Annotated in this window: 19 protein-coding genes; all 19 read left to right on the top strand. The window is 46.3% G+C overall.

What is annotated here, in order from left to right; genetic code table 11:
• The first annotated feature begins 308 nt into the window (after positions 1–308).
• Positions 309–3,854: a DNA-directed RNA polymerase subunit beta gene (rpoB, locus tag HP552_RS02485; protein ID WP_175394100.1), complete on the top strand. Its 3,546-nt coding sequence runs from the start codon at positions 309–311 to the stop codon at positions 3,852–3,854.
• A 112-nt stretch (positions 3,855–3,966) separates the two neighbouring features.
• Positions 3,967–7,581 (top strand): DNA-directed RNA polymerase subunit beta', encoded by a 3,615-nt coding sequence (gene rpoC, locus HP552_RS02480; RefSeq protein WP_175394099.1) that lies wholly within the window; start codon positions 3,967–3,969, stop codon positions 7,579–7,581.
• Between the two features lie 205 nt (positions 7,582–7,786).
• A complete protein-coding gene (locus tag HP552_RS02475; protein WP_175394098.1) occupies positions 7,787–8,035 on the top strand; it encodes a ribosomal L7Ae/L30e/S12e/Gadd45 family protein in 249 nt (82 codons plus the stop codon).
• A 154-nt stretch (positions 8,036–8,189) separates the two neighbouring features.
• Entirely contained in the window at positions 8,190–8,612 is a 423-nt protein-coding gene (rpsL, locus tag HP552_RS02470) for a 30S ribosomal protein S12 (protein WP_017692070.1), read from the top strand.
• A gap of 88 nt (positions 8,613–8,700) precedes the next feature.
• Positions 8,701–9,171: a 30S ribosomal protein S7 gene (rpsG, locus tag HP552_RS02465; protein WP_007432586.1), complete on the top strand. Its 471-nt coding sequence runs from the start codon at positions 8,701–8,703 to the stop codon at positions 9,169–9,171.
• 47 nt (positions 9,172–9,218) lie between these two features.
• On the top strand, positions 9,219–11,297 hold the full coding sequence (gene fusA / locus HP552_RS02460) for an elongation factor G (RefSeq protein WP_175394097.1): 2,079 nt from the start codon (positions 9,219–9,221) through the stop codon (positions 11,295–11,297).
• 97 nt (positions 11,298–11,394) lie between these two features.
• Positions 11,395–12,585 carry an elongation factor Tu gene (gene tuf, locus HP552_RS02455; protein ID WP_175394096.1) on the top strand — a complete coding sequence of 397 codons (1,191 nt, stop codon included), beginning with the start codon at positions 11,395–11,397 and terminating at the stop codon, positions 12,583–12,585.
• A 436-nt stretch (positions 12,586–13,021) separates the two neighbouring features.
• Positions 13,022–13,330 carry a 30S ribosomal protein S10 gene (gene rpsJ / locus HP552_RS02450; RefSeq protein WP_017692074.1) on the top strand — a complete coding sequence of 103 codons (309 nt, stop codon included), beginning with the start codon at positions 13,022–13,024 and terminating at the stop codon, positions 13,328–13,330.
• 44 nt (positions 13,331–13,374) lie between these two features.
• Positions 13,375–13,998, top strand: a complete 624-nt coding sequence (gene rplC, locus HP552_RS02445; protein WP_175394095.1) for a 50S ribosomal protein L3 — start codon at positions 13,375–13,377, stop codon at positions 13,996–13,998.
• Positions 13,999–14,023: 25 nt separating this feature from the next.
• Complete coding sequence (rplD, locus tag HP552_RS02440) at positions 14,024–14,647, top strand: 50S ribosomal protein L4 (RefSeq protein ID WP_095293419.1); 624 nt, start codon at positions 14,024–14,026, stop codon at positions 14,645–14,647.
• Entirely contained in the window at positions 14,647–14,937 is a 291-nt protein-coding gene (gene rplW / locus HP552_RS02435) for a 50S ribosomal protein L23 (protein WP_024633586.1), read from the top strand. The genes rplD and rplW overlap by 1 nt, the downstream gene beginning before the upstream one ends.
• A 31-nt stretch (positions 14,938–14,968) precedes the next feature.
• Positions 14,969–15,799, top strand: a complete 831-nt coding sequence (gene rplB / locus HP552_RS02430; protein ID WP_175394094.1) for a 50S ribosomal protein L2 — start codon at positions 14,969–14,971, stop codon at positions 15,797–15,799.
• Between the two features lie 71 nt (positions 15,800–15,870).
• Positions 15,871–16,149 carry a 30S ribosomal protein S19 gene (gene rpsS, locus HP552_RS02425; RefSeq protein WP_056697694.1) on the top strand — a complete coding sequence of 93 codons (279 nt, stop codon included), beginning with the start codon at positions 15,871–15,873 and terminating at the stop codon, positions 16,147–16,149.
• Positions 16,150–16,184: 35 nt separating this feature from the next.
• A complete protein-coding gene (rplV, locus tag HP552_RS02420) occupies positions 16,185–16,517 on the top strand; it encodes a 50S ribosomal protein L22 (RefSeq protein WP_095293416.1) in 333 nt (110 codons plus the stop codon).
• Between the two features lie 15 nt (positions 16,518–16,532).
• Positions 16,533–17,198: a 30S ribosomal protein S3 gene (gene rpsC / locus HP552_RS02415; protein WP_090924673.1), complete on the top strand. Its 666-nt coding sequence runs from the start codon at positions 16,533–16,535 to the stop codon at positions 17,196–17,198.
• A 2-nt stretch (positions 17,199–17,200) separates the two neighbouring features.
• Positions 17,201–17,635 (top strand): 50S ribosomal protein L16, encoded by a 435-nt coding sequence (rplP, locus tag HP552_RS02410; protein ID WP_076292170.1) that lies wholly within the window; start codon positions 17,201–17,203, stop codon positions 17,633–17,635.
• Positions 17,625–17,822 carry a 50S ribosomal protein L29 gene (rpmC, locus tag HP552_RS02405; protein ID WP_017692083.1) on the top strand — a complete coding sequence of 66 codons (198 nt, stop codon included), beginning with the start codon at positions 17,625–17,627 and terminating at the stop codon, positions 17,820–17,822. Before rplP ends, rpmC begins: the two co-directional genes overlap by 11 nt.
• A 48-nt stretch (positions 17,823–17,870) precedes the next feature.
• Positions 17,871–18,137, top strand: a complete 267-nt coding sequence (gene rpsQ / locus HP552_RS02400) for a 30S ribosomal protein S17 (protein WP_175394093.1) — start codon at positions 17,871–17,873, stop codon at positions 18,135–18,137.
• Positions 18,138–18,172: 35 nt separating this feature from the next.
• Positions 18,173–18,541: a 50S ribosomal protein L14 gene (rplN, locus tag HP552_RS02395; protein WP_090905289.1), complete on the top strand. Its 369-nt coding sequence runs from the start codon at positions 18,173–18,175 to the stop codon at positions 18,539–18,541.
• Positions 18,542–18,558 lie beyond the last annotated feature (17 nt).

The raw sequence follows: 18,558 nt of genomic DNA, 5'->3' as shown, positions 1-18,558 counted from the left end.
ATGTCAGTATTAAGATGCCCTACTTGGCTTTAGCTAACTAAAAATGTCAACCTTTTTTTACGCCGAACGGGCTTATTATGCCTACGTTTGGCGTATAATATGTACATTTTGGGCAAACTGGGGATAAGTATGATTTGGAAAGACATCCGCCGATCAAAGTTGCTCTTTTTTCGAACGACATTCGAGTAAGGGCTTTTCTTTATTTGTGGATGCATTGCTTTGCTCTGTATGTGTACCATTATAAGGTTACAAACAGAGGTTCGCAACGAAATTTTTAAAGTGAGTAGACATTGAGGGGTGAGTTTAAGTTGGCAGGACATCTTGTTCAATATGGTCGACGCACTCGGCGCAGTTATGCACGAATTAACGAGATACTCGAAGTTCCGAACCTGATTGAGATCCAACAAAAATCTTACGATTGGTTTTTGGAGGAAGGGTTGCGCGAAATGTTCCAGGATATCTCGCCGATCCAGGATTTTACAGGAAACTTGATTTTGGAATTTATCGATTACAGTCTCGGTGAACCGAAGTATACAGTAGACGACGCGAAAGAGCGTGACGTTACTTATGCAGCACCGCTTCGGGTCAAAGTCCGGCTCATTAATAAGGAAACCGGAGAAGTCAAAGAGCAGGAAGTATTCATGGGAGATTTCCCGCTGATGACCGAAACCGGCACATTTATTATTAATGGTGCGGAACGGGTTATTGTCAGCCAGTTGGTTCGCTCTCCTAGCGTTTACTTCAGTACCAAAGTAGATAAGAACGCCAAAAAAACGTATACCGCTACAGTTATTCCTAACCGCGGCGCTTGGCTCGAACTGGAGATGGACGCGAAGGATGTCGTATACGTCCGGATCGACCGTACACGTAAAATACCAGTTACGGTTCTCCTGCGTGCACTTGGTTTTGGCACAGACGCTGAGATTCTGGATCTGCTCGGTAATGACGAATATATTCGCAACACGCTGGACAAAGACAATACTGACTCCACGGAGAAAGCGCTGATTGAGATTTATGAGCGTCTCCGTCCGGGCGAGCCGCCAACGCTGGATAATGCGAAAAGCTTGCTCGTAGCACGTTTCTTTGATCCAAAACGCTATGACCTGGCTAACGTGGGTCGTTACAAAATCAACAAAAAGCTCCACATCAAAAACCGTTTGTTCAATCAACGTTTGGCTGAGTCTCTCGTTGATACTGAAACAGGTGAGATTATTGCCGAAGCAGGTCAAATGGTTGACCGTCGTTTGCTGGACGAAATTATGCCGCATCTGGAGAAAAGCGTTGGTTTCCGCACGTATCACGTGGCTAACGGCGTTCTGGATGCAAATGATATCCCAATGCAAACCATTGATGTTTTCTCACCAATTGAAGATGGTAAAGTCGTTAAGCTGATAGCCAATGCAAATATTGATAAATCAGTGAAAAACGTAACACCGGCTGACATCATTTCTTCGATCAGTTATTTCATTAACCTTCTGCACGGCATCGGAAGCACTGATGATATCGATCACCTGGGTAACCGTCGTCTGCGTTCGGTTGGTGAACTCTTGCAAAACCAGTTCCGTATCGGTTTGTCCCGTATGGAACGTGTCGTTCGTGAGAGAATGTCCATTCAGGATGCTAACGTAATCACGCCGCAGGCTCTGATTAACATACGTCCTGTTATTGCATCCATTAAAGAGTTCTTCGGTAGCTCCCAGCTGTCGCAGTTTATGGATCAAACGAACCCACTCGGTGAGTTGACGCATAAACGTCGTCTGTCCGCACTCGGACCAGGTGGTTTGACGCGTGAGCGTGCAGGCATGGAAGTCCGTGACGTCCATCCATCCCACTATGGACGGATGTGTCCGATCGAGACACCAGAAGGACCAAACATTGGTTTGATCAACTCCTTGTCTACATTTGCCCGTGTGAACGAGTATGGTTTCATTGAAGCTCCGTATCGCTGGGTAGATCCGAAGACGGGTGTCGTAACAGAGCAAATCGATTACCTGACAGCAGACGAAGAGGATAACTATGTCATCGCTCAGGCGAATGCGAAACTGAATGAAGATAGTACATTTGAAGAAGAAGCGATCATTGTACGTTACAACAAGCAATCGGATAACATCCTTACGATGCCGAGTGAGCGAGTTGACTACATGGACGTATCTCCTAAACAGGTTGTATCCGTCGCTACGGCGCTCATTCCGTTCCTTGAGAACGATGACTCCAACCGTGCGCTCATGGGATCGAACATGCAGCGGCAGGCGGTTCCACTCTTGATTCCTAAAGCTCCGCTTGTAGGAACAGGTATGGAGCACAAAGCTGCAAAAGATTCCGGTGTATGTATTGTCTCCAAATATGACGGGATTATAGAGCGTTCTTCTGCGAATGAGATCTGGCTCCGTCGTGTGGAAGAGGTAGATGGTCAGGAAGTTAAAGGCGATATCGTTAAATATAAATTACACAAATTTATGCGTTCGAACCAAGGAACATGCATTAACCAACGTCCGATCGTCAAACGGGGTGCTGTTGTCAAAGCTGGTGACATCCTCGCCGATGGTCCTTCGACGGAAATGGGTGAACTCGCTCTGGGACGTAACGTCGTAGTTGCCTTCATGACTTGGGAAGGTTACAACTATGAGGATGCGATTCTGCTTAGTGAAAAACTCGTTAAGGAAGATGTTTATACTTCCATCCACATCGAGGAATATGAGTCAGAAGCGCGTGATACCAAGCTCGGACCTGAAGAGATCACACGTGATATCCCGAACGTTGGGGAAGAAGCGCTGCGTAACCTCGATGAGCGCGGTATTATCCGGATCGGTGCTGAAATTGCTGCTGGCGACATTCTGGTTGGTAAAGTAACACCTAAGGGTGTAACTGAACTGACTGCAGAGGAACGTCTCCTGCATGCGATTTTCGGTGAGAAAGCACGTGAAGTACGTGATACTTCCTTGCGTGTGCCTCACGGTACTGATGGTATCGTAGTTGATGTGAAAGTATTTACCCGTGAAAACGGTGATGAACTGCCTCCTGGTGTTAACCAACTCGTTCGTGTGTATATCGCTCAAAAACGGAAAATCTCCGAGGGTGATAAAATGGCCGGACGTCACGGTAACAAAGGGGTTGTGGCCCGTATCCTGCCGGAAGAAGATATGCCTTTCCTGCCGGACGGTACACCAGTTCAAATCGTTCTTAACCCGCTGGGCGTACCTTCCCGGATGAACATCGGTCAGGTACTCGAAGTTCACTTGGGTATGGCTGCCATGCAGCTCGGTATTCACGTAGCTACCCCTGTATTCGACGGAGCGAAGGAGTATGACGTCTTCGATACGATGGAAGAAGCAGGTATGCAGCGTAATGGTAAAACCGTTCTGTACGATGGCCGTACGGGTGAAGAATTTGAACGTGAAGTAACTGTCGGCGTCATGCACATGATCAAGCTGGCGCACATGGTTGATGATAAAATCCATGCCCGTTCCACAGGTCCTTACTCACTCGTTACGCAACAGCCGCTTGGTGGTAAAGCCCAATTCGGTGGACAACGTTTCGGGGAGATGGAAGTTTGGGCGCTTGAGGCTTACGGCGCTGCTTATACTCTGCAAGAAATCTTGACAGTTAAATCCGATGATGTTGTTGGTCGGGTGAAAACGTATGAGTCCATTGTCAAAGGTGAGAATGTTCCGGAACCAGGTGTTCCTGAATCATTCAAAGTATTGATCAAAGAGCTGCAAAGCTTGGGTATGGACGTTAAGATTTTGAGCGAAGATGAGCAAGAGATTGAAATGAAAGAAATGGACGATGAAGATGACGCTGCGAGCGACAAGCTCAGCCTCAACCTTGAGGGTTCAGAGGTCGGAGTGGAGTAACCGCTTCGGGCGCATGATGACCGGCGTTTTTCATCAGGCTCGCGTCTTGCTCCGGCTTCGGCCGGAGAGGGCGTAACCTAGAATACAGGAATTGGTTAAGGAGGGTTGCTCCTTGTTGGACGTCAACAATTTCGAATACATGAAGATCGGGCTTGCTTCCCCAGAAAAAATTCGTTCTTGGTCCCGCGGAGAAGTGAAAAAACCGGAAACGATCAACTATCGTACGTTGAAACCGGAAAAAGAAGGGCTGTTCTGCGAAAAGATTTTTGGCCCTACGAAAGACTGGGAATGTCACTGTGGTAAATACAAACGCGTCCGTTATAAAGGCGTTGTCTGTGACCGTTGTGGCGTTGAAGTAACACGTGCAAAAGTACGCCGCGAACGGATGGGCCATATTGAGCTCGCTGCTCCGGTATCGCATATCTGGTACTTCAAAGGTATTCCGAGCCGCATGGGTCTCGCTTTGGATATGTCTCCAAGATCACTTGAGGAGATTATCTATTTTGCATCTTATGTAGTAACTGATCCAGGAGAAACTCCACTGGAGAAAAAACAGCTGTTGTCCGAGAAGGAATATCGCAGCTACCGTGAAAAATACGGATATGGGTTCCAGGCTGGCATGGGTGCAGAAGCGGTTAAGAAACTGCTTCAAGACCTTGATGTGGACAAAGAGCTTGAATTCCTGAAGGAAGAGCTCCGCACTGCACAAGGACAACGTCGTAACCGTGCAATCAAACGTTTGGAAGTTATTGAAGCTTTCCGCAACTCGGGTAACAAACCTGAGTGGATGATCATGGATGTACTTCCTGTTATCCCGCCGGAACTTCGCCCAATGGTACAACTGGATGGTGGACGTTTTGCAACGTCTGACCTGAATGATCTGTATCGCCGTGTAATTAACCGGAACAACCGTCTGAAACGTCTGTTGGATTTGGGTGCACCAGACATTATCGTACAAAACGAAAAACGGATGCTGCAGGAAGCTGTTGACGCATTGATCGACAACGGTCGTCGCGGACGCCCGGTAACGGGTCCTGGTAACCGTCCATTGAAATCGCTCAGCCACATGCTGAAAGGTAAACAAGGACGTTTCCGTCAAAACTTGCTCGGTAAACGTGTTGACTATTCCGGTCGTTCCGTTATCGTTGTCGGACCTTACCTGAAAATGTATCAGTGTGGTCTGCCAAAAGATATGGCACTTGAACTGTTCAAGCCTTTCGTTATGAAAGAACTTGTAAATAAAGGGCTTGCCCATAATATCAAGAGCGCGAAACGTAAAGTAGAGCGTGTAAGTCCTGAAGTTTGGGATGTTCTTGAAGAAGTAATCAAGGAGCATCCGGTTCTGCTGAACCGTGCCCCTACGCTTCACCGTCTCGGTATCCAGGCATTTGAACCGATTCTGGTTGAAGGTAAAGCTATTCGTCTTCACCCGCTTGTATGTACAGCATACAATGCCGACTTTGACGGTGACCAAATGGCCGTGCACGTTCCGTTGTCCGCTGAGGCACAAGCGGAAGCACGCATCCTGATGCTTGCATCAGGTAACATTTTGAACCCGAAAGACGGTAAACCGGTTGTTACCCCTTCCCAGGATATGGTTTTGGGTTCTTACTACCTGACTATGGACAACAAGGAAGAAAAGGGAACAGGCATGATCCTGCGTACAGTTAACGAAGCTGTATCTGCGTATCAACGTGGTACTGCTGGGTTGCACGCACGCGTAGCGATTCCGGTTAAAGCGCTTGGCAAAACAAGCTTTACTGAAAAACAACAAGATGCAATGTTGCTGACAACTGTTGGTAAAATCATCTTTAACGAAATCTTCCCGGCAAGTTTCCCTTATATCAATGATGCAACTCGTTCGAACCTCTACCAAGGTACTGCGGAGCATTTCTTTGTATATGAGAAGGGGACTGACCTGAGAGAAGCAATCATGAACGCACCTCTAGCAGGTGGTGTTGGTAAGGAATATCTGGGTACAATCATCGCTCGTTGTTTTGAAATTTACCATACAACGGAAACTGCCGTTATTTTGGATAAAATCAAACAACTCGGGTTCACATACTCCACTCGTGCCGGTATTACGGTTGCGGTGTCGGACGTTATCGTTCCAGATGAGAAAACAGATATCCTTAGACAATCCGAAGAAAAAGCACAAATCGTTACGAACCAGTACCGTCGTGGTCTGATCACGAACGAAGAGCGCTATGACCGCATCATTGATATCTGGTCGAAATCGAAAGATGATATCACCGAGATTCTGATGAAGTCGATGGATCGTTACAACTCCATCATGATGATGGTTGACTCCAAAGCACGGGGTAACAAATCGCAGATCACCCAATTGGGCGGTATGCGTGGTCTGATGGCCAACCCGTCCGGTCGTATCATCGAGCTCCCAATCAAATCGAACTTCCGTGAAGGTCTGACGGTACTCGAGTACTTTATCTCGACTCACGGTGCCCGTAAAGGTTTGGCCGATACGGCCCTGCGTACAGCCGACTCAGGTTATCTGACTCGTCGTCTCGTAGACGTGGCACAAGACGTGATCGTGCGTGAAGATGATTGTGGTACAGATAAAGGATTTACGGTAAGCCGCATCCAGGATGGTAAAGAGGTTATTGAAGATCTCTATGACCGTATTGAAGGCAGATACTGCTTCGAGACTGTTCGTCATCCGGAAACAAAAGAAGTTATCGCACATCGCAATGAACTGATTGACTCTGACAAAGCTGAGGCGATCATCAAAGCGGGTGTAACCAAGTTGCAAATCCGTTCCGTACTCAGCTGCCGTGCTCGTCACGGTGTCTGCAAAAAATGTTACGGTCGCAACCTGGCGACTGGTAAACATGTGGAGATCGGTGAAGCAGTTGGTATTATTGCTGCCCAATCCATTGGTGAGCCAGGAACACAGCTTACAATGCGTACATTCCATACCGGTGGTGTAGCCGGAGACGATATTACGCAAGGTTTGCCGCGTATCCAAGAGTTGTTTGAGGCCCGTAATCCTAAAGGTCAAGCAACGATCAGTGAGATTGACGGTATTGTCAAAGAGATCCGCGAAGCGAAAGATCGTCGTGAGATCGAAATTCAAGGTGAAGCAGAATCCAAAGTATACTCTGTTACCTACGGTTCCCGTGTGCGCGTTAGCGAAGGCATGGAAATTGAAGCAGGCGACGAGTTGACGGACGGTTCTATCGATCCAAAAGAAATGCTGCGCATTAAAGGCGTACGTGGCGTACAGAACTACATTTTGCAGGAAGTACAACGCGTATACCGTAACCAAGGCGTAGAAATCAACGATAAACACGTTGAAGTTATGATCCGTCAAATGCTGCGTAAAATCCGTATCGTTGATGCAGGGGATACAACGCTGCTGCCGGGATCATTCGTGGATACGCATGAGTACGAAAGAGCTAACAAAACAGCGATTCTTAGTGATAAAGAGCCAGCGGTTGCGAAACCAATCCTGCTCGGTATTACAAAAGCGTCCCTGGAAACAGACTCCTTCCTCTCTGCGGCGTCATTCCAAGAGACTACACGTGTACTGACAGATGCAGCGATCAAAGGTAAAGTCGATCAGTTGCTCGGTCTGAAGGAAAATGTAATCATTGGTAAACTGATCCCTGCGGGTACAGGTATGAACCGTTACCGCAGCATCAAGTTTGCTGAGCCGGAAGATGGCCAATCTTCAGTAGAAGAACTTGAGCCGGTTTCTGTTGATTAAATAGATTTTCTCTCGCTAGATTGAGGGATAGAAGTTTTGTGCGTCAGGGAGCGGACGGTTGTTTTATACAGACGGACGTTTCCTGATGTGCGAAATCTTTGAATAAATGTTTTGGGATTAGCATTGACATTGCTTGCGCTAGATGCTAATATATCAAAGGTGCGTGAGCAGCTGATTGTATATGTCCTATTCGGAGGAATGAACAATGTCTAATGAAAAAGGCCTGCAAGATGCTCATGTCAAAATAGGTACTAAACAGACCATGCGGATGGTCCAGTCAGGAATGGCTGCTGAGGTCTATGTGGCTGAAGATAGTGATCCGCAGCTCACTTCCAAAATCATTGCCTTGTGTGAACAACACAATGTAAAGTACACGAGAGTGGACACAATGAAAAATCTCGGCAAAGCTTGCGGGATTGGAGTGGGAGCAGCAATGGCTGCTGTCGCAAAATGATAGGGTAAGGAACGTTTTTGTCCGAGAACTTTTTAGTGATTCTCCAAGGCAAAAACTTTTCATTTGTCTTTTTATGAACCGCCTGGGTCTGTGGACTTAGCGAAAAGAGGTTTATAAAGAAACATGAACAATTGAGGAAGGGGGTGGCAATCACATGCCAACTATTAACCAACTGGTACGTAAAGGACGTCAAGCTAAAGTTGAAAAGTCCAAATCACCAGCATTGCAAAAAGGGTTCAACGCTTTGAAACGTGAATCAACAAACATCAGTGCCCCACAAAAACGTGGTGTCTGCACTCGTGTAGGTACAATGACTCCACGTAAACCGAACTCTGCACTTCGTAAGTATGCCCGTGTTCGTTTGACGAACCGTCTCGAGGTAACTGCTTATATCCCGGGTATCGGACATAACCTTCAAGAGCACAGTGTTGTTTTGATTCGCGGAGGTAAAGTTAAGGACCTTGCAGGGGTTCGTTATCACATCGTTCGTGGTGCACTTGATACTGCAGGCGTAAACAACCGTATGCAAGCTCGTTCTAAATACGGTGCTAAACGTCCTAAAGCTAAAAAAGCCTAACACATTATAAGAAGCAATCTTAAATATCTCTCCGGGTTAATGCCCAGAGGATTAGGATCGGCTTAACAAGAAAGAAAGGGGGATATCCATGCCACGCAAAGGTCCAGTTACGAAAAGAGACGTGTTGCCAGATCCGGTATACAACAGCAAGTTGGTTACTCGTTTGATCAACCGCATCATGCTCGACGGAAAACGCGGTGTTGCTCAAAGCATTCTGTATAATGCGTTCAAGTTGATTCAAGAACGTACGGGTAATGACCCGATGGAAGTATTTGAAGCAGCAATCAAGAATATCATGCCAGTCCTGGAAGTTAAAGCTCGCCGTGTCGGCGGTGCCAACTACCAAGTACCAATCGAGGTAAAACCAGAGAGACGTACTTCTTTGGGATTACGTTGGCTCGTGAACTACTCCCGCAACCGCGGTGAGAAAACGATGGAAGAGCGTTTGGCAGCAGAGATCATCGATGCTTCCAACAACACAGGCGCTTCCGTTAAGAAACGTGAAGATACGCACAAAATGGCTGAAGCGAACAAAGCGTTTGCTCACTACCGTTGGTAGGATTCAGTTCACAATAATAACTTCAATTTTGAAGGGAGACCCATTTCATGGCTAGAGAGTTCTCCTTGAAAAATACACGTAATATCGGGATCATGGCTCATATTGATGCGGGTAAAACCACGACAACTGAGCGGATCTTGTTCTACACAGGCCGTACGCACAAAATCGGTGAAGTTCACGAAGGCGCTGCGACAATGGACTGGATGGAACAGGAACAGGAGCGCGGAATTACGATTACTTCCGCTGCGACTACCGCTGCTTGGAAGGGCCACCGCGTTAATATCATTGATACCCCGGGACACGTTGACTTCACTGTTGAAGTTGAACGTTCCCTTCGTGTATTGGACGGAGCAGTTGGTGTATTCAGTGCGAAAGAAGGCGTTGAGCCTCAGTCCGAAACCGTATGGAGACAGGCTGACAAGTACGGCGTACCTCGTATCGCTTACGTAAATAAAATGGATATCATCGGTGCTGACTTCCTGAATGTTGTTTCCGACATGCGTGATCGCCTTCAAGCGAACGCAGTTGCGATCCAACTTCCAATCGGCGCTGAAAATGATTTCAAAGGTATCATTGATATCGTTGGACAAAAGGCTCATATGTACAAAGATGACCTTGGTCAAGATATCGAAGAAACCGAAATTCCTGCGGAATTTGCAGATCAAGTTGAAGAACTCCGCAATGAATTGGTTGAGCGGGTTGCAGAACTTGACGAAGAATTGACTATGAAATACCTGGAAGGCGAAGAGATCACAGTTGATGAGATCAAAGCCGCTCTCCGTAAAGGTGTTGTTGAAGTTAAGATCTTCCCAGTTATCTGTGGATCCTCTTACCGTAACAAAGGTGTTCAACTGATGTTGGATGCTGTTATCGACTACTTGCCAGCTCCTATTGACGTTCCAGCAATCAAGGGTCTCCTTGAAGATGGAACAGAAGCAGTTCGTAAGTCTTCCGATGAAGAGCCATTCTCCGCATTGGCCTTCAAAATCATGACTGACCCTTACGTTGGTAAATTGACATTCTTCCGCGTATACTCCGGGGTTCTTCAATCCGGTTCTTACGTATTGAATGCAACTAAAAACAAACGTGAGCGTATCGGTCGTATCCTTCAAATGCACGCGAACAGCCGTCAAGAAATCACTGAAGTTTACTCCGGTGACATTGCAGCTGCCGTTGGTTTGAAAGATACAGGTACAGGTGATACACTATGTGATGAGAAACACCCGGTTATCCTGGAATCAATGAACTTCCCTGATCCGGTTATCGAAATCGCTGTTGAACCTAAAACCAAAGCTGACCAAGATAAAATGGGTGTTGCTCTCGGTAAGTTGACTGAAGAGGATCCAACTCTTCGTGCTCACACTGACGAAGAAACAGGCCAAACGATCTTGGCTGGTATGGGTGAGCTTCACCTTGATATCATCATCGACCGTATGCGTCGTGAATTCAAGGTTGAAACTACTGTGGGTAAACCACAAGTAGCTTACCGCGAAACATTCCGTGCACCAGCGCGTGTTGAAGGTAAATTCGTTCGTCAATCCGGTGGTCGTGGACAATACGGTCACGTATGGGTTGAGTTCGAACCACTCGAGCCAGGTACAGGCAGCCAGTTCGAAAGCAAGGTTGTCGGTGGATCTGTTCCGAGAGAATACATTCAACCTGCACTGTCAGGAATTGAAGAGCAAATGAAAAACGGCGTTATCGCAGGCTTCCCGCTTGTTGACGTTAAGGCTACTATCGTAGACGGATCTTACCATGATGTCGATTCCAACGAGATGGCATTTAAAATTGCCGGATCCATGGCGCTGAAAGCGGCGAAAGACAAATGTAGTCCAGTTCTGCTTGAGCCAATCATGAAAGTAGAAGTAACCGTTCCAGAAGAGTACATGGGTGACGTTATGGGTATGCTTAACTCCCGTCGTGGCCGCATCGAAGGTATGGATTCCCGTAGTGGAGCTCAAATTATTCGTGCTAAGGTACCTTTGTCTGAAATGTTCGGATACTCTACAACTCTTCGTTCCGGTACTCAAGGTCGCGGCGTATTCTCCATGGAGCTTTCTCACTATGAAGAAGTTCCTAAGAGCATCGCTGAAGAGATCGTTGCCAAAACAAAAGGCACCGAGTAGTTTTCTCACACTGGACGTAAGCGCATAGGATTAATGTTCTGGGCCTTATTGTCCGGTGAAAACATAAAATATAACATTTTAAGGAGGCCACGTTCAAATGGCAAAGGCTAAATACGAACGTAATAAACCACACGTTAACATTGGTACTATCGGTCACGTCGACCATGGTAAAACAACTCTGACTGCTGCAATCACAACTGTATTGTCCAAAACTTACGGTGGTGCAGCAATCGCATTCGATCAAATCGACAAAGCTCCAGAAGAGCGCGAACGCGGTATCACAATCTCCACAGCTCACGTTGAGTACGAAACTGACGCGCGTCACTACGCTCACGTAGACTGCCCAGGTCACGCCGACTATGTTAAAAACATGATCACTGGTGCGGCACAAATGGACGGAGCTATCCTGGTAGTATCCGCAGCTGACGGCCCAATGCCACAAACTCGTGAGCACATCTTGCTCTCCCGTCAAGTAGGCGTACCTTACATCGTTGTATTCTTGAACAAATGCGACATGGTTGAAGACGAAGAGTTGTTGGAATTGGTTGAAATGGAAGTTCGCGACCTGCTCAACGAATATGAGTTCCCAGGTGACGATACTCCAATCACTCGTGGATCCGCTCGTGAAGCTCTGCAAAACCCTGATGGTGAGTGGGCTCAAAAAATCGTTGAGATGTTCAAAGAGATCGATACTTACATCCCAACTCCAGAGCGCGACACTGACAAACCATTCTTGATGCCAGTTGAGGATGTATTCTCCATCACTGGTCGTGGTACAGTTGCTACAGGTCGTGTAGAGCGTGGTACTGTTAAAGTCGGTGAAGAAATCGAAATCGTGGGTATCCACGAAGAAACTAAAAAATCCGTAGTTACGGGCGTTGAAATGTTCCGTAAATTGCTGGATTCCGCTCAAGCGGGTGACAACATCGGCGCATTGCTGCGTGGTGTTGACCGTAACAACATCGAGCGTGGACAAGTATTGTCCAAACCAGGTTCTGTTAAGCCACACACAGAATTTACAGCTCAAGTATACGTTCTGACTAAAGAAGAGGGTGGACGTCACAAACCTTTCTTCACAGGATACCGTCCACAATTCTATTTCCGTACAACTGACGTAACAGGTATCATCAACCTGCCAGAAGGTACTGAAATGGTAATGCCAGGCGACAACATCACAGTAACTGTACAACTGATCAATCCAATCGCGATTGAAGAAGGTACACGCTTCGCGATTCGCGAAGGTGGACGTACAGTTGGTGCCGGTGCAGTAGCATCCATCCAAAAATAATTCAGCCTACTGCTGAATAAGCATATGCAACAGTGTACTGTAACGAGTAACATTGTATTGTAACGAAGCTTCGGAAGAGTTCTTTATCCGACATCGGATAAAGAACTCTTTTATTATGTATAAAGGATTCGGAACCTGCGTCATTAAAAAGAAGGACATTCAAGTATATAAAAGAGATTGGTTAAGGCAGCTTGCATAGCTAAGATAACAGCACATTAAACAACTTCGATTCTATTGAAAGATTAGTTTAAATGTTTTTCTTAAATATGCTTGCAATACGCCCATTTTTTCTATATAATAATGAATGTTGTTCTGAGACGTTGCGATGATGTGAGAGGTTACTGGCACACCCGGCCCCTTTGCCATGGGAGGGTTGTCGGAAAATTTTCACGGAGTATGTCCGATAATAAATTGGGCGATAGAAGGAGGGACTAAAATGGCAAAGCAAAAAATTCGTATTCGTTTGAAAGCTTACGACCACAGAATTCTTGATCAATCCGCGGAGAAAATTGTTGAAACAGCAAAACGTTCGGGTGCAGGTGTATCCGGTCCGATTCCGCTTCCAACTGAAAAACAAATCATTACTATTCTTCGTGCGGTACACAAGTACAAGGATTCTCGGGAACAGTTCGAGCAACGCACACATAAGCGTTTGATCGACATCGTTAACCCGACTCCACAAACTGTGGATGCCTTGATGCGCTTGGATCTGCCGTCCGGTGTAGATATCGAAATCAAACTGTAATATAAAGCAACAAAGACCATGTATAAAGGAAAAGAGGTGTCAACATGAAAGGTATCTTAGGAAAAAAACTTGGAATGACTCAAGTGTTTACCCCTGAAGGTAACGTAGTTCCAGTAACGGTTATCGAAGCAGGACCTTGTGTTGTTTTGCAAAAGAAAGATATTGAGAACGATGGCTATGAAGCAGTTCAAATCGGTTATTCCGATAAGAAAGAGAAAAATGCCAATAAGCCAGAAGCAGGACACGCTAAAAAAGCGAATACTGCCCCTAAGCGCTACGTTCGTGAACTTCGCGGCATCAACATCGCGGAATATGAAGTTGGCCAAGAATTGAAAGCTGACATTTTCGCAGAAGGCGAATTCGTTGACGTAACGGGTATTTCTAAAGGTAAAGGTTTTGCCGGCGTAATCAAACGTTGGGGACAAAGCACTGGACCTATGTCTCACGGTTCTCGTTATCACCGTGGCCCGGGTTCGATGGGTTCGATCCAAGCTAACCGCGTTCCTAAAGGCAAACACTTGCCAGGACACATGGGACATGAGACTGTTACAATTCAACGTCTGGAAGTTGTAAAAGTAGACGCTGAGCGTAACGTGTTGCTCGTGAAGGGTTCCATTCCTGGACCGAAAAACAGTCTTGTAAAAGTTAAAGAAACGGTGAAAAAATAACCACTGAAGAAAGGAGGAACACAAAATGCCAAAAGTATCAGTTTACAATGTAGATGGTAGCCAAGTGGGCGAAGTTGAACTGAACGATGCAGTATTCGGAGTAGAGCCGAACACATCCGTTCTTTACGATGCAGTGCTTATGCAACGCGCTTCCCTTCGTCAAGGTACCCACAAAGTAAAAGGACGTTCTGAAGTACGTGGCGGTGGACGTAAGCCTTGGAAACAAAAAGGTACAGGTCGTGCTCGTCAAGGTTCGATTCGTTCTCCACAATGGAAAGGCGGCGGTATCGTATTTGGTCCGACACCACGGAGCTATGCGTACAAACTGCCTAAGAAAGTTCGCCGTCTGGCGATCAAATCAGCTCTTTCATCCAAAGTGCTCGACAACGACATTATCGTTTTGGACGCTCTCTCACTGAGCACGCCTAAAACTAAAGAATTCGCAGCCATCTTGAACAACTTGAAAGTTGGACGCAAAGCTTTGATCGTAGCTCCTAGCTATGATGATAATGTGGCTCTTTCCGCACGGAATATTCCTGGCGTGAAATTCGTAGCAGCTGACGGCATTAATGTTCTTGACGTGCTTGCGCACGACAAACTGATCATTACGAAAGAAGCAGTTCAGAAGGTAGAGGAGGTGCTCGCGTAATGAAGGATCCTCGTGATATTGTTAAACGTCCGATTATTACGGAACGTACTGCTGACATGATGAATGACTTGAAATATGTATTTGAAGTCGATATCCGTGCAAACAAAACCGAGATCAAAAAAGCCGTGGAAGCTATTTTCAACGTAAAAGTGAAAAACGTGAACACTCTTCGTGTTCCAGCTAAGCCAAAACGGTACGGACGTTATTCCGGATATACTAGCGAATGGAAAAAAGCGTTTGTAACACTGACACAAGACAGCAAAACGCTTGAGTTCTTTGAAACTGTATAATTGAAATTGTTGAAGTAAGGAGGGAAACCCAGTGCCAATCAAAAAGTATAAACCGACATCCCCGGCAAGACGGAACATGTCCGTATCTACATTTGAGGAAATCACCACAGATCAGCCGGAGAAATCGTTGTTGGCCCCACTGAGCAAAAAAGCAGGCCGCAACAACCAAGGTAAAATTACAGTTCGTCATCACGGTGGTGGACACAAACGTAAATACCGTATCATCGACTTCAAACGTACTAAAGATGGAATACCGGGCCGCGTTGCTACGATCGAGTATGACCCGAACCGTACATCGAACATCGCCCTGATCCACTATGCTGATGGTGAGAAACGTTACATCATCGCTCCAAAAGGATTGAAAGTTGGAGATCAAATCTTCTCCGGTCCTGGATCTGACATCAAAATCGGTAACGCACTGCCGCTTGAAAACATTCCAGTAGGTACCGTTATCCACAACATCGAGTTGAAACCAGGTAAAGGCGGACAATTGGTTCGTGCTGCTGGTACAGAAGCTCAATTGCTTGGTAAAGAAGATAAATACGTTTCCGTTCGTCTCTCTTCCGGAGAAGTTCGCCGTATTCTGAAAGTTTGCCGCGCAACAATCGGATCTGTTGGTAACCAAGACCACGAGCTCATCAAAATCGGTAAAGCCGGTCGTAGCCGTTGGTTGGGACAACGTCCTGAAGTTCGTGGTGTAGTAATGAACCCTAACGATCACCCTCACGGTGGTGGTGAAGGTCGTGCTCCAATCGGACGTAAATCGCCAATGTCACCATGGGGTAAACCTACTCTTGGTTACAAAACGCGTAAGAAAAATAAAGCTTCTGATAAATACATCATTCGCCGCCGCACGAAGTAATACACACTGTGCATAACTTCGTGAGGCATCTGCGGATGCACAATAGCTACGTTTGAAGGGAGGATCTCCACATGAGTCGCAGTTTGAAAAAAGGGCCATTCATTGATGGCTACATGCTGAAAAAGGTAGAAGAGATGGAAGCTTCCGGTAAAAAGAACGTTATTAAAACCTGGTCCCGTCGCTCTACAATTTTCCCGCAATTCATCGGACACACATTTGGCGTATATGACGGACGTAAACACGTACCTGTATACGTGACTGAGGACATGGTCGGACACAAACTGGGTGAGTTCGCTCCAACCCGTACGTACAAGGGCCATACTGATGATGACAAGAAAACAAGAAGATAAATGATCATCTTTAATGTTTGAGAGGAGGTTACACAATGGAAGCAAAAGCACATGCTAAGTTTATCCGGATTGCTCCTCGTAAAGTTCAACTCGTTGTTGACTTGATTCGCGGCAAGCAAGTTGGTGAGGCGGTTGCCATTCTCCGTCACACTCCGAAATCCGCTTCTCCAATCGTTGAGAAGTTGCTTAACTCCGCTATTGCGAATGCGGAACATAACTATTCTATGGATGTTAATAACTTGGTCATCTCGCAAGCTTACGTGAACCAAGGACCGACAATGAAACGTTTCCGCCCTCGTGCAATGGGACGTGCAAGTCGTATTAACAAACGTACTAGCCACATCACTTTGGTGGTATCTGAAAAGTAGAAGGAGGGAAAACGTGTGGGCCAAAAGGTAAATCCGGTCGGACTCCGTGTCGGAGTAATCCGTGACTGGGAATCTAAATGGTATGCAGGCAAAGACTTCGGTGATCTTTTGATGGAAGACGTGAAAATTCGTGAATTCCTGAAAAATAAATTGAAAGACTCCGCTATGTCTCGTGTTGAAATCGAGAGAGCGGCAAACCGCGTAAACGTAACGATTCACACAGCGAAACCAGGTATGGTAATCGGTAAAGGTGGATCTGAAGTTGAGAATCTTCGTAATCAAATTACGAAAATTGCTGGCGGTAAAAAAGTACACATCAACATCTCTGAAATTAAGAACCAAGACCTGGACGCAATCCTGGTAGCAGAAAGCATTGCACAACAACTGGAACGTCGCGTTTCTTTCCGTCGTGCTCTGAAACAAGCTATTCAAAGAACTATGCGCTCTGGTGCAAAAGGTATTAAAACTCAAGTGGGCGGACGTCTTGGCGGAGCTGAGATCGCACGTTCGGAAGGCTACAGCGAAGGAACTGTTCCACTGCACACGCTTCGTGCCGACATCGACTACGGTACAGCAGAGGCTCATACAACTTACGGCCGTATCGGCGTAAAAGTATGGATCTATCGTGGAGAGGTTCTTCCTACGGCTAAGAAACAAGCTGCTAAGGAAGGAGGCAACTAATCATGTTGGTACCAAAACGTGTAAAACACCGTAAGCAACAACGCGGACATATGAAAGGCCAAGCAAAAGGCGGAACTACGCTGAACTTTGGCGAATACGGTCTGCAAGCTACGGAACCGGCTTGGATTACGAACCGTCAGATCGAAGCGGCTCGTATTGCGATGACTCGTTACATCAAACGTGGTGGTAAAGTCTGGATCAAAATTTTCCCTGACAAACCAATCACTCAAAAGCCTCTCGAGGTTCGGATGGGTAGCGGTAAAGGTAACGTAGAAAAATGGGTTGCAGTTGTGAAACCAGGTAAGATCATGTTTGAACTTGCTGGTGTACCGGAGGATATCGCACGCGAAGCGATGCGTCTTGCCGCTCACAAACTGCCAATCAAAACGAAGTTTGTGAAACGTGAAGAATTGGGTGGTGAAGCAAATGAAAGCTAGTGAATTTCGCAACCTAACCTCTGCTGAAATCGAGCAAAAGATTGCCGGATTTAAAGAAGAACTCTTTAACCTCCGCTTTCAACTCGCTACCGGTCAGCTGGATAACCCGACTCGAATCCGTGATGTGCGGAAAGAAATAGCTCGTGCTAAAACCATTATCCGTGAAAGAGAACTGGGAATCGGTTAATTAGGGATCGGATGTACAGTCCGTCCGTAATCAGGAAGGAGGCCAACAATGAGCGAAGAACGTAACGCACGTAAAGTGCAAATCGGTAAAGTGGTCAGCGATAAAATGGATAAAACGATCGTTGTTGCTGTAGAAACCTACAAAAAACACGAATTGTACCATAAACGTATCAAAGTCACTAAAAAATTCAAAGCGCATGACGAAGAAAACACTGCGAAAATCGGTGACACGGTGAAAATCATGGAAACTCGTCCGCTTTCGAAAGATAAACGCTGGAGACTTGCTGAAATCGTTGAAAAAGCGGTTATCATCTAATGCGTCAGCAGCATAGCTGAAAGGAGGAATACTAAATGATTCAACCATTTACACGTTTGGCTGTAGCCGACAACTCCGGTGCGAAGGAACTGATGTGTATCCGCGTACTCGGCGGTACGGGACGTCGTACAGCACAAATCGGTGATCTGATCGTTTGTTCTGTAAAACAAGCAACACCAGGCGGCGTTGTCAAAAAAGGTGATGTAGTTAGAGCGGTTGTCGTTCGTACTAAACGTTCTGTGCGTCGTAAAGACGGTTCCTACATCGGTTTTGATGAAAATGCAGCAGTTGTTGTAAAAGACGACAGAAGCCCACGTGGAACACGTATTTTCGGACCTGTTGCTCGTGAACTTCGCGAGAAAGACTTCATGAAAATCGTTTCCTTGGCCCCAGAAGTTATCTAAAGCGTAAAGCTTAATCT

Origin of the sequence: Paenibacillus xylanilyticus, assembly GCF_013359935.1 — a bacterium.
GTDB classification, from domain to species: Bacteria; Bacillota; Bacilli; order Paenibacillales; family Paenibacillaceae; genus Paenibacillus; species Paenibacillus xylanilyticus.
This window is presented reverse-complemented; position numbering and strand designations above follow the sequence as displayed.

Excerpts from the sequence above, each read along its gene's own strand:
- HP552_RS02475 (WP_175394098.1), top strand. The coding sequence starts at position 7,787 with ATGTCTAATGAAAAAGGCCTGCAAGATGCTCATGTCAAAATAGGTACT.
- rpsL (WP_017692070.1), top strand. The coding sequence starts at position 8,190 with ATGCCAACTATTAACCAACTGGTACGTAAAGGACGTCAAGCTAAAGTT.
- rpsG (WP_007432586.1), top strand. The coding sequence starts at position 8,701 with ATGCCACGCAAAGGTCCAGTTACGAAAAGAGACGTGTTGCCAGATCCG.
- fusA (WP_175394097.1), top strand. The coding sequence starts at position 9,219 with ATGGCTAGAGAGTTCTCCTTGAAAAATACACGTAATATCGGGATCATG.
- tuf (WP_175394096.1), top strand. The coding sequence starts at position 11,395 with ATGGCAAAGGCTAAATACGAACGTAATAAACCACACGTTAACATTGGT.
- rpsJ (WP_017692074.1), top strand. The coding sequence starts at position 13,022 with ATGGCAAAGCAAAAAATTCGTATTCGTTTGAAAGCTTACGACCACAGA.
- rplC (WP_175394095.1), top strand. The coding sequence starts at position 13,375 with ATGAAAGGTATCTTAGGAAAAAAACTTGGAATGACTCAAGTGTTTACC.
- rplD (WP_095293419.1), top strand. The coding sequence starts at position 14,024 with ATGCCAAAAGTATCAGTTTACAATGTAGATGGTAGCCAAGTGGGCGAA.
- rplW (WP_024633586.1), top strand. The coding sequence starts at position 14,647 with ATGAAGGATCCTCGTGATATTGTTAAACGTCCGATTATTACGGAACGT.
- rpsS (WP_056697694.1), top strand. The coding sequence starts at position 15,871 with ATGAGTCGCAGTTTGAAAAAAGGGCCATTCATTGATGGCTACATGCTG.
- rplV (WP_095293416.1), top strand. The coding sequence starts at position 16,185 with ATGGAAGCAAAAGCACATGCTAAGTTTATCCGGATTGCTCCTCGTAAA.
- rplP (WP_076292170.1), top strand. The coding sequence starts at position 17,201 with ATGTTGGTACCAAAACGTGTAAAACACCGTAAGCAACAACGCGGACAT.
- rpmC (WP_017692083.1), top strand. The coding sequence starts at position 17,625 with ATGAAAGCTAGTGAATTTCGCAACCTAACCTCTGCTGAAATCGAGCAA.
- rpsQ (WP_175394093.1), top strand. The coding sequence starts at position 17,871 with ATGAGCGAAGAACGTAACGCACGTAAAGTGCAAATCGGTAAAGTGGTC.
- rplN (WP_090905289.1), top strand. The coding sequence starts at position 18,173 with ATGATTCAACCATTTACACGTTTGGCTGTAGCCGACAACTCCGGTGCG.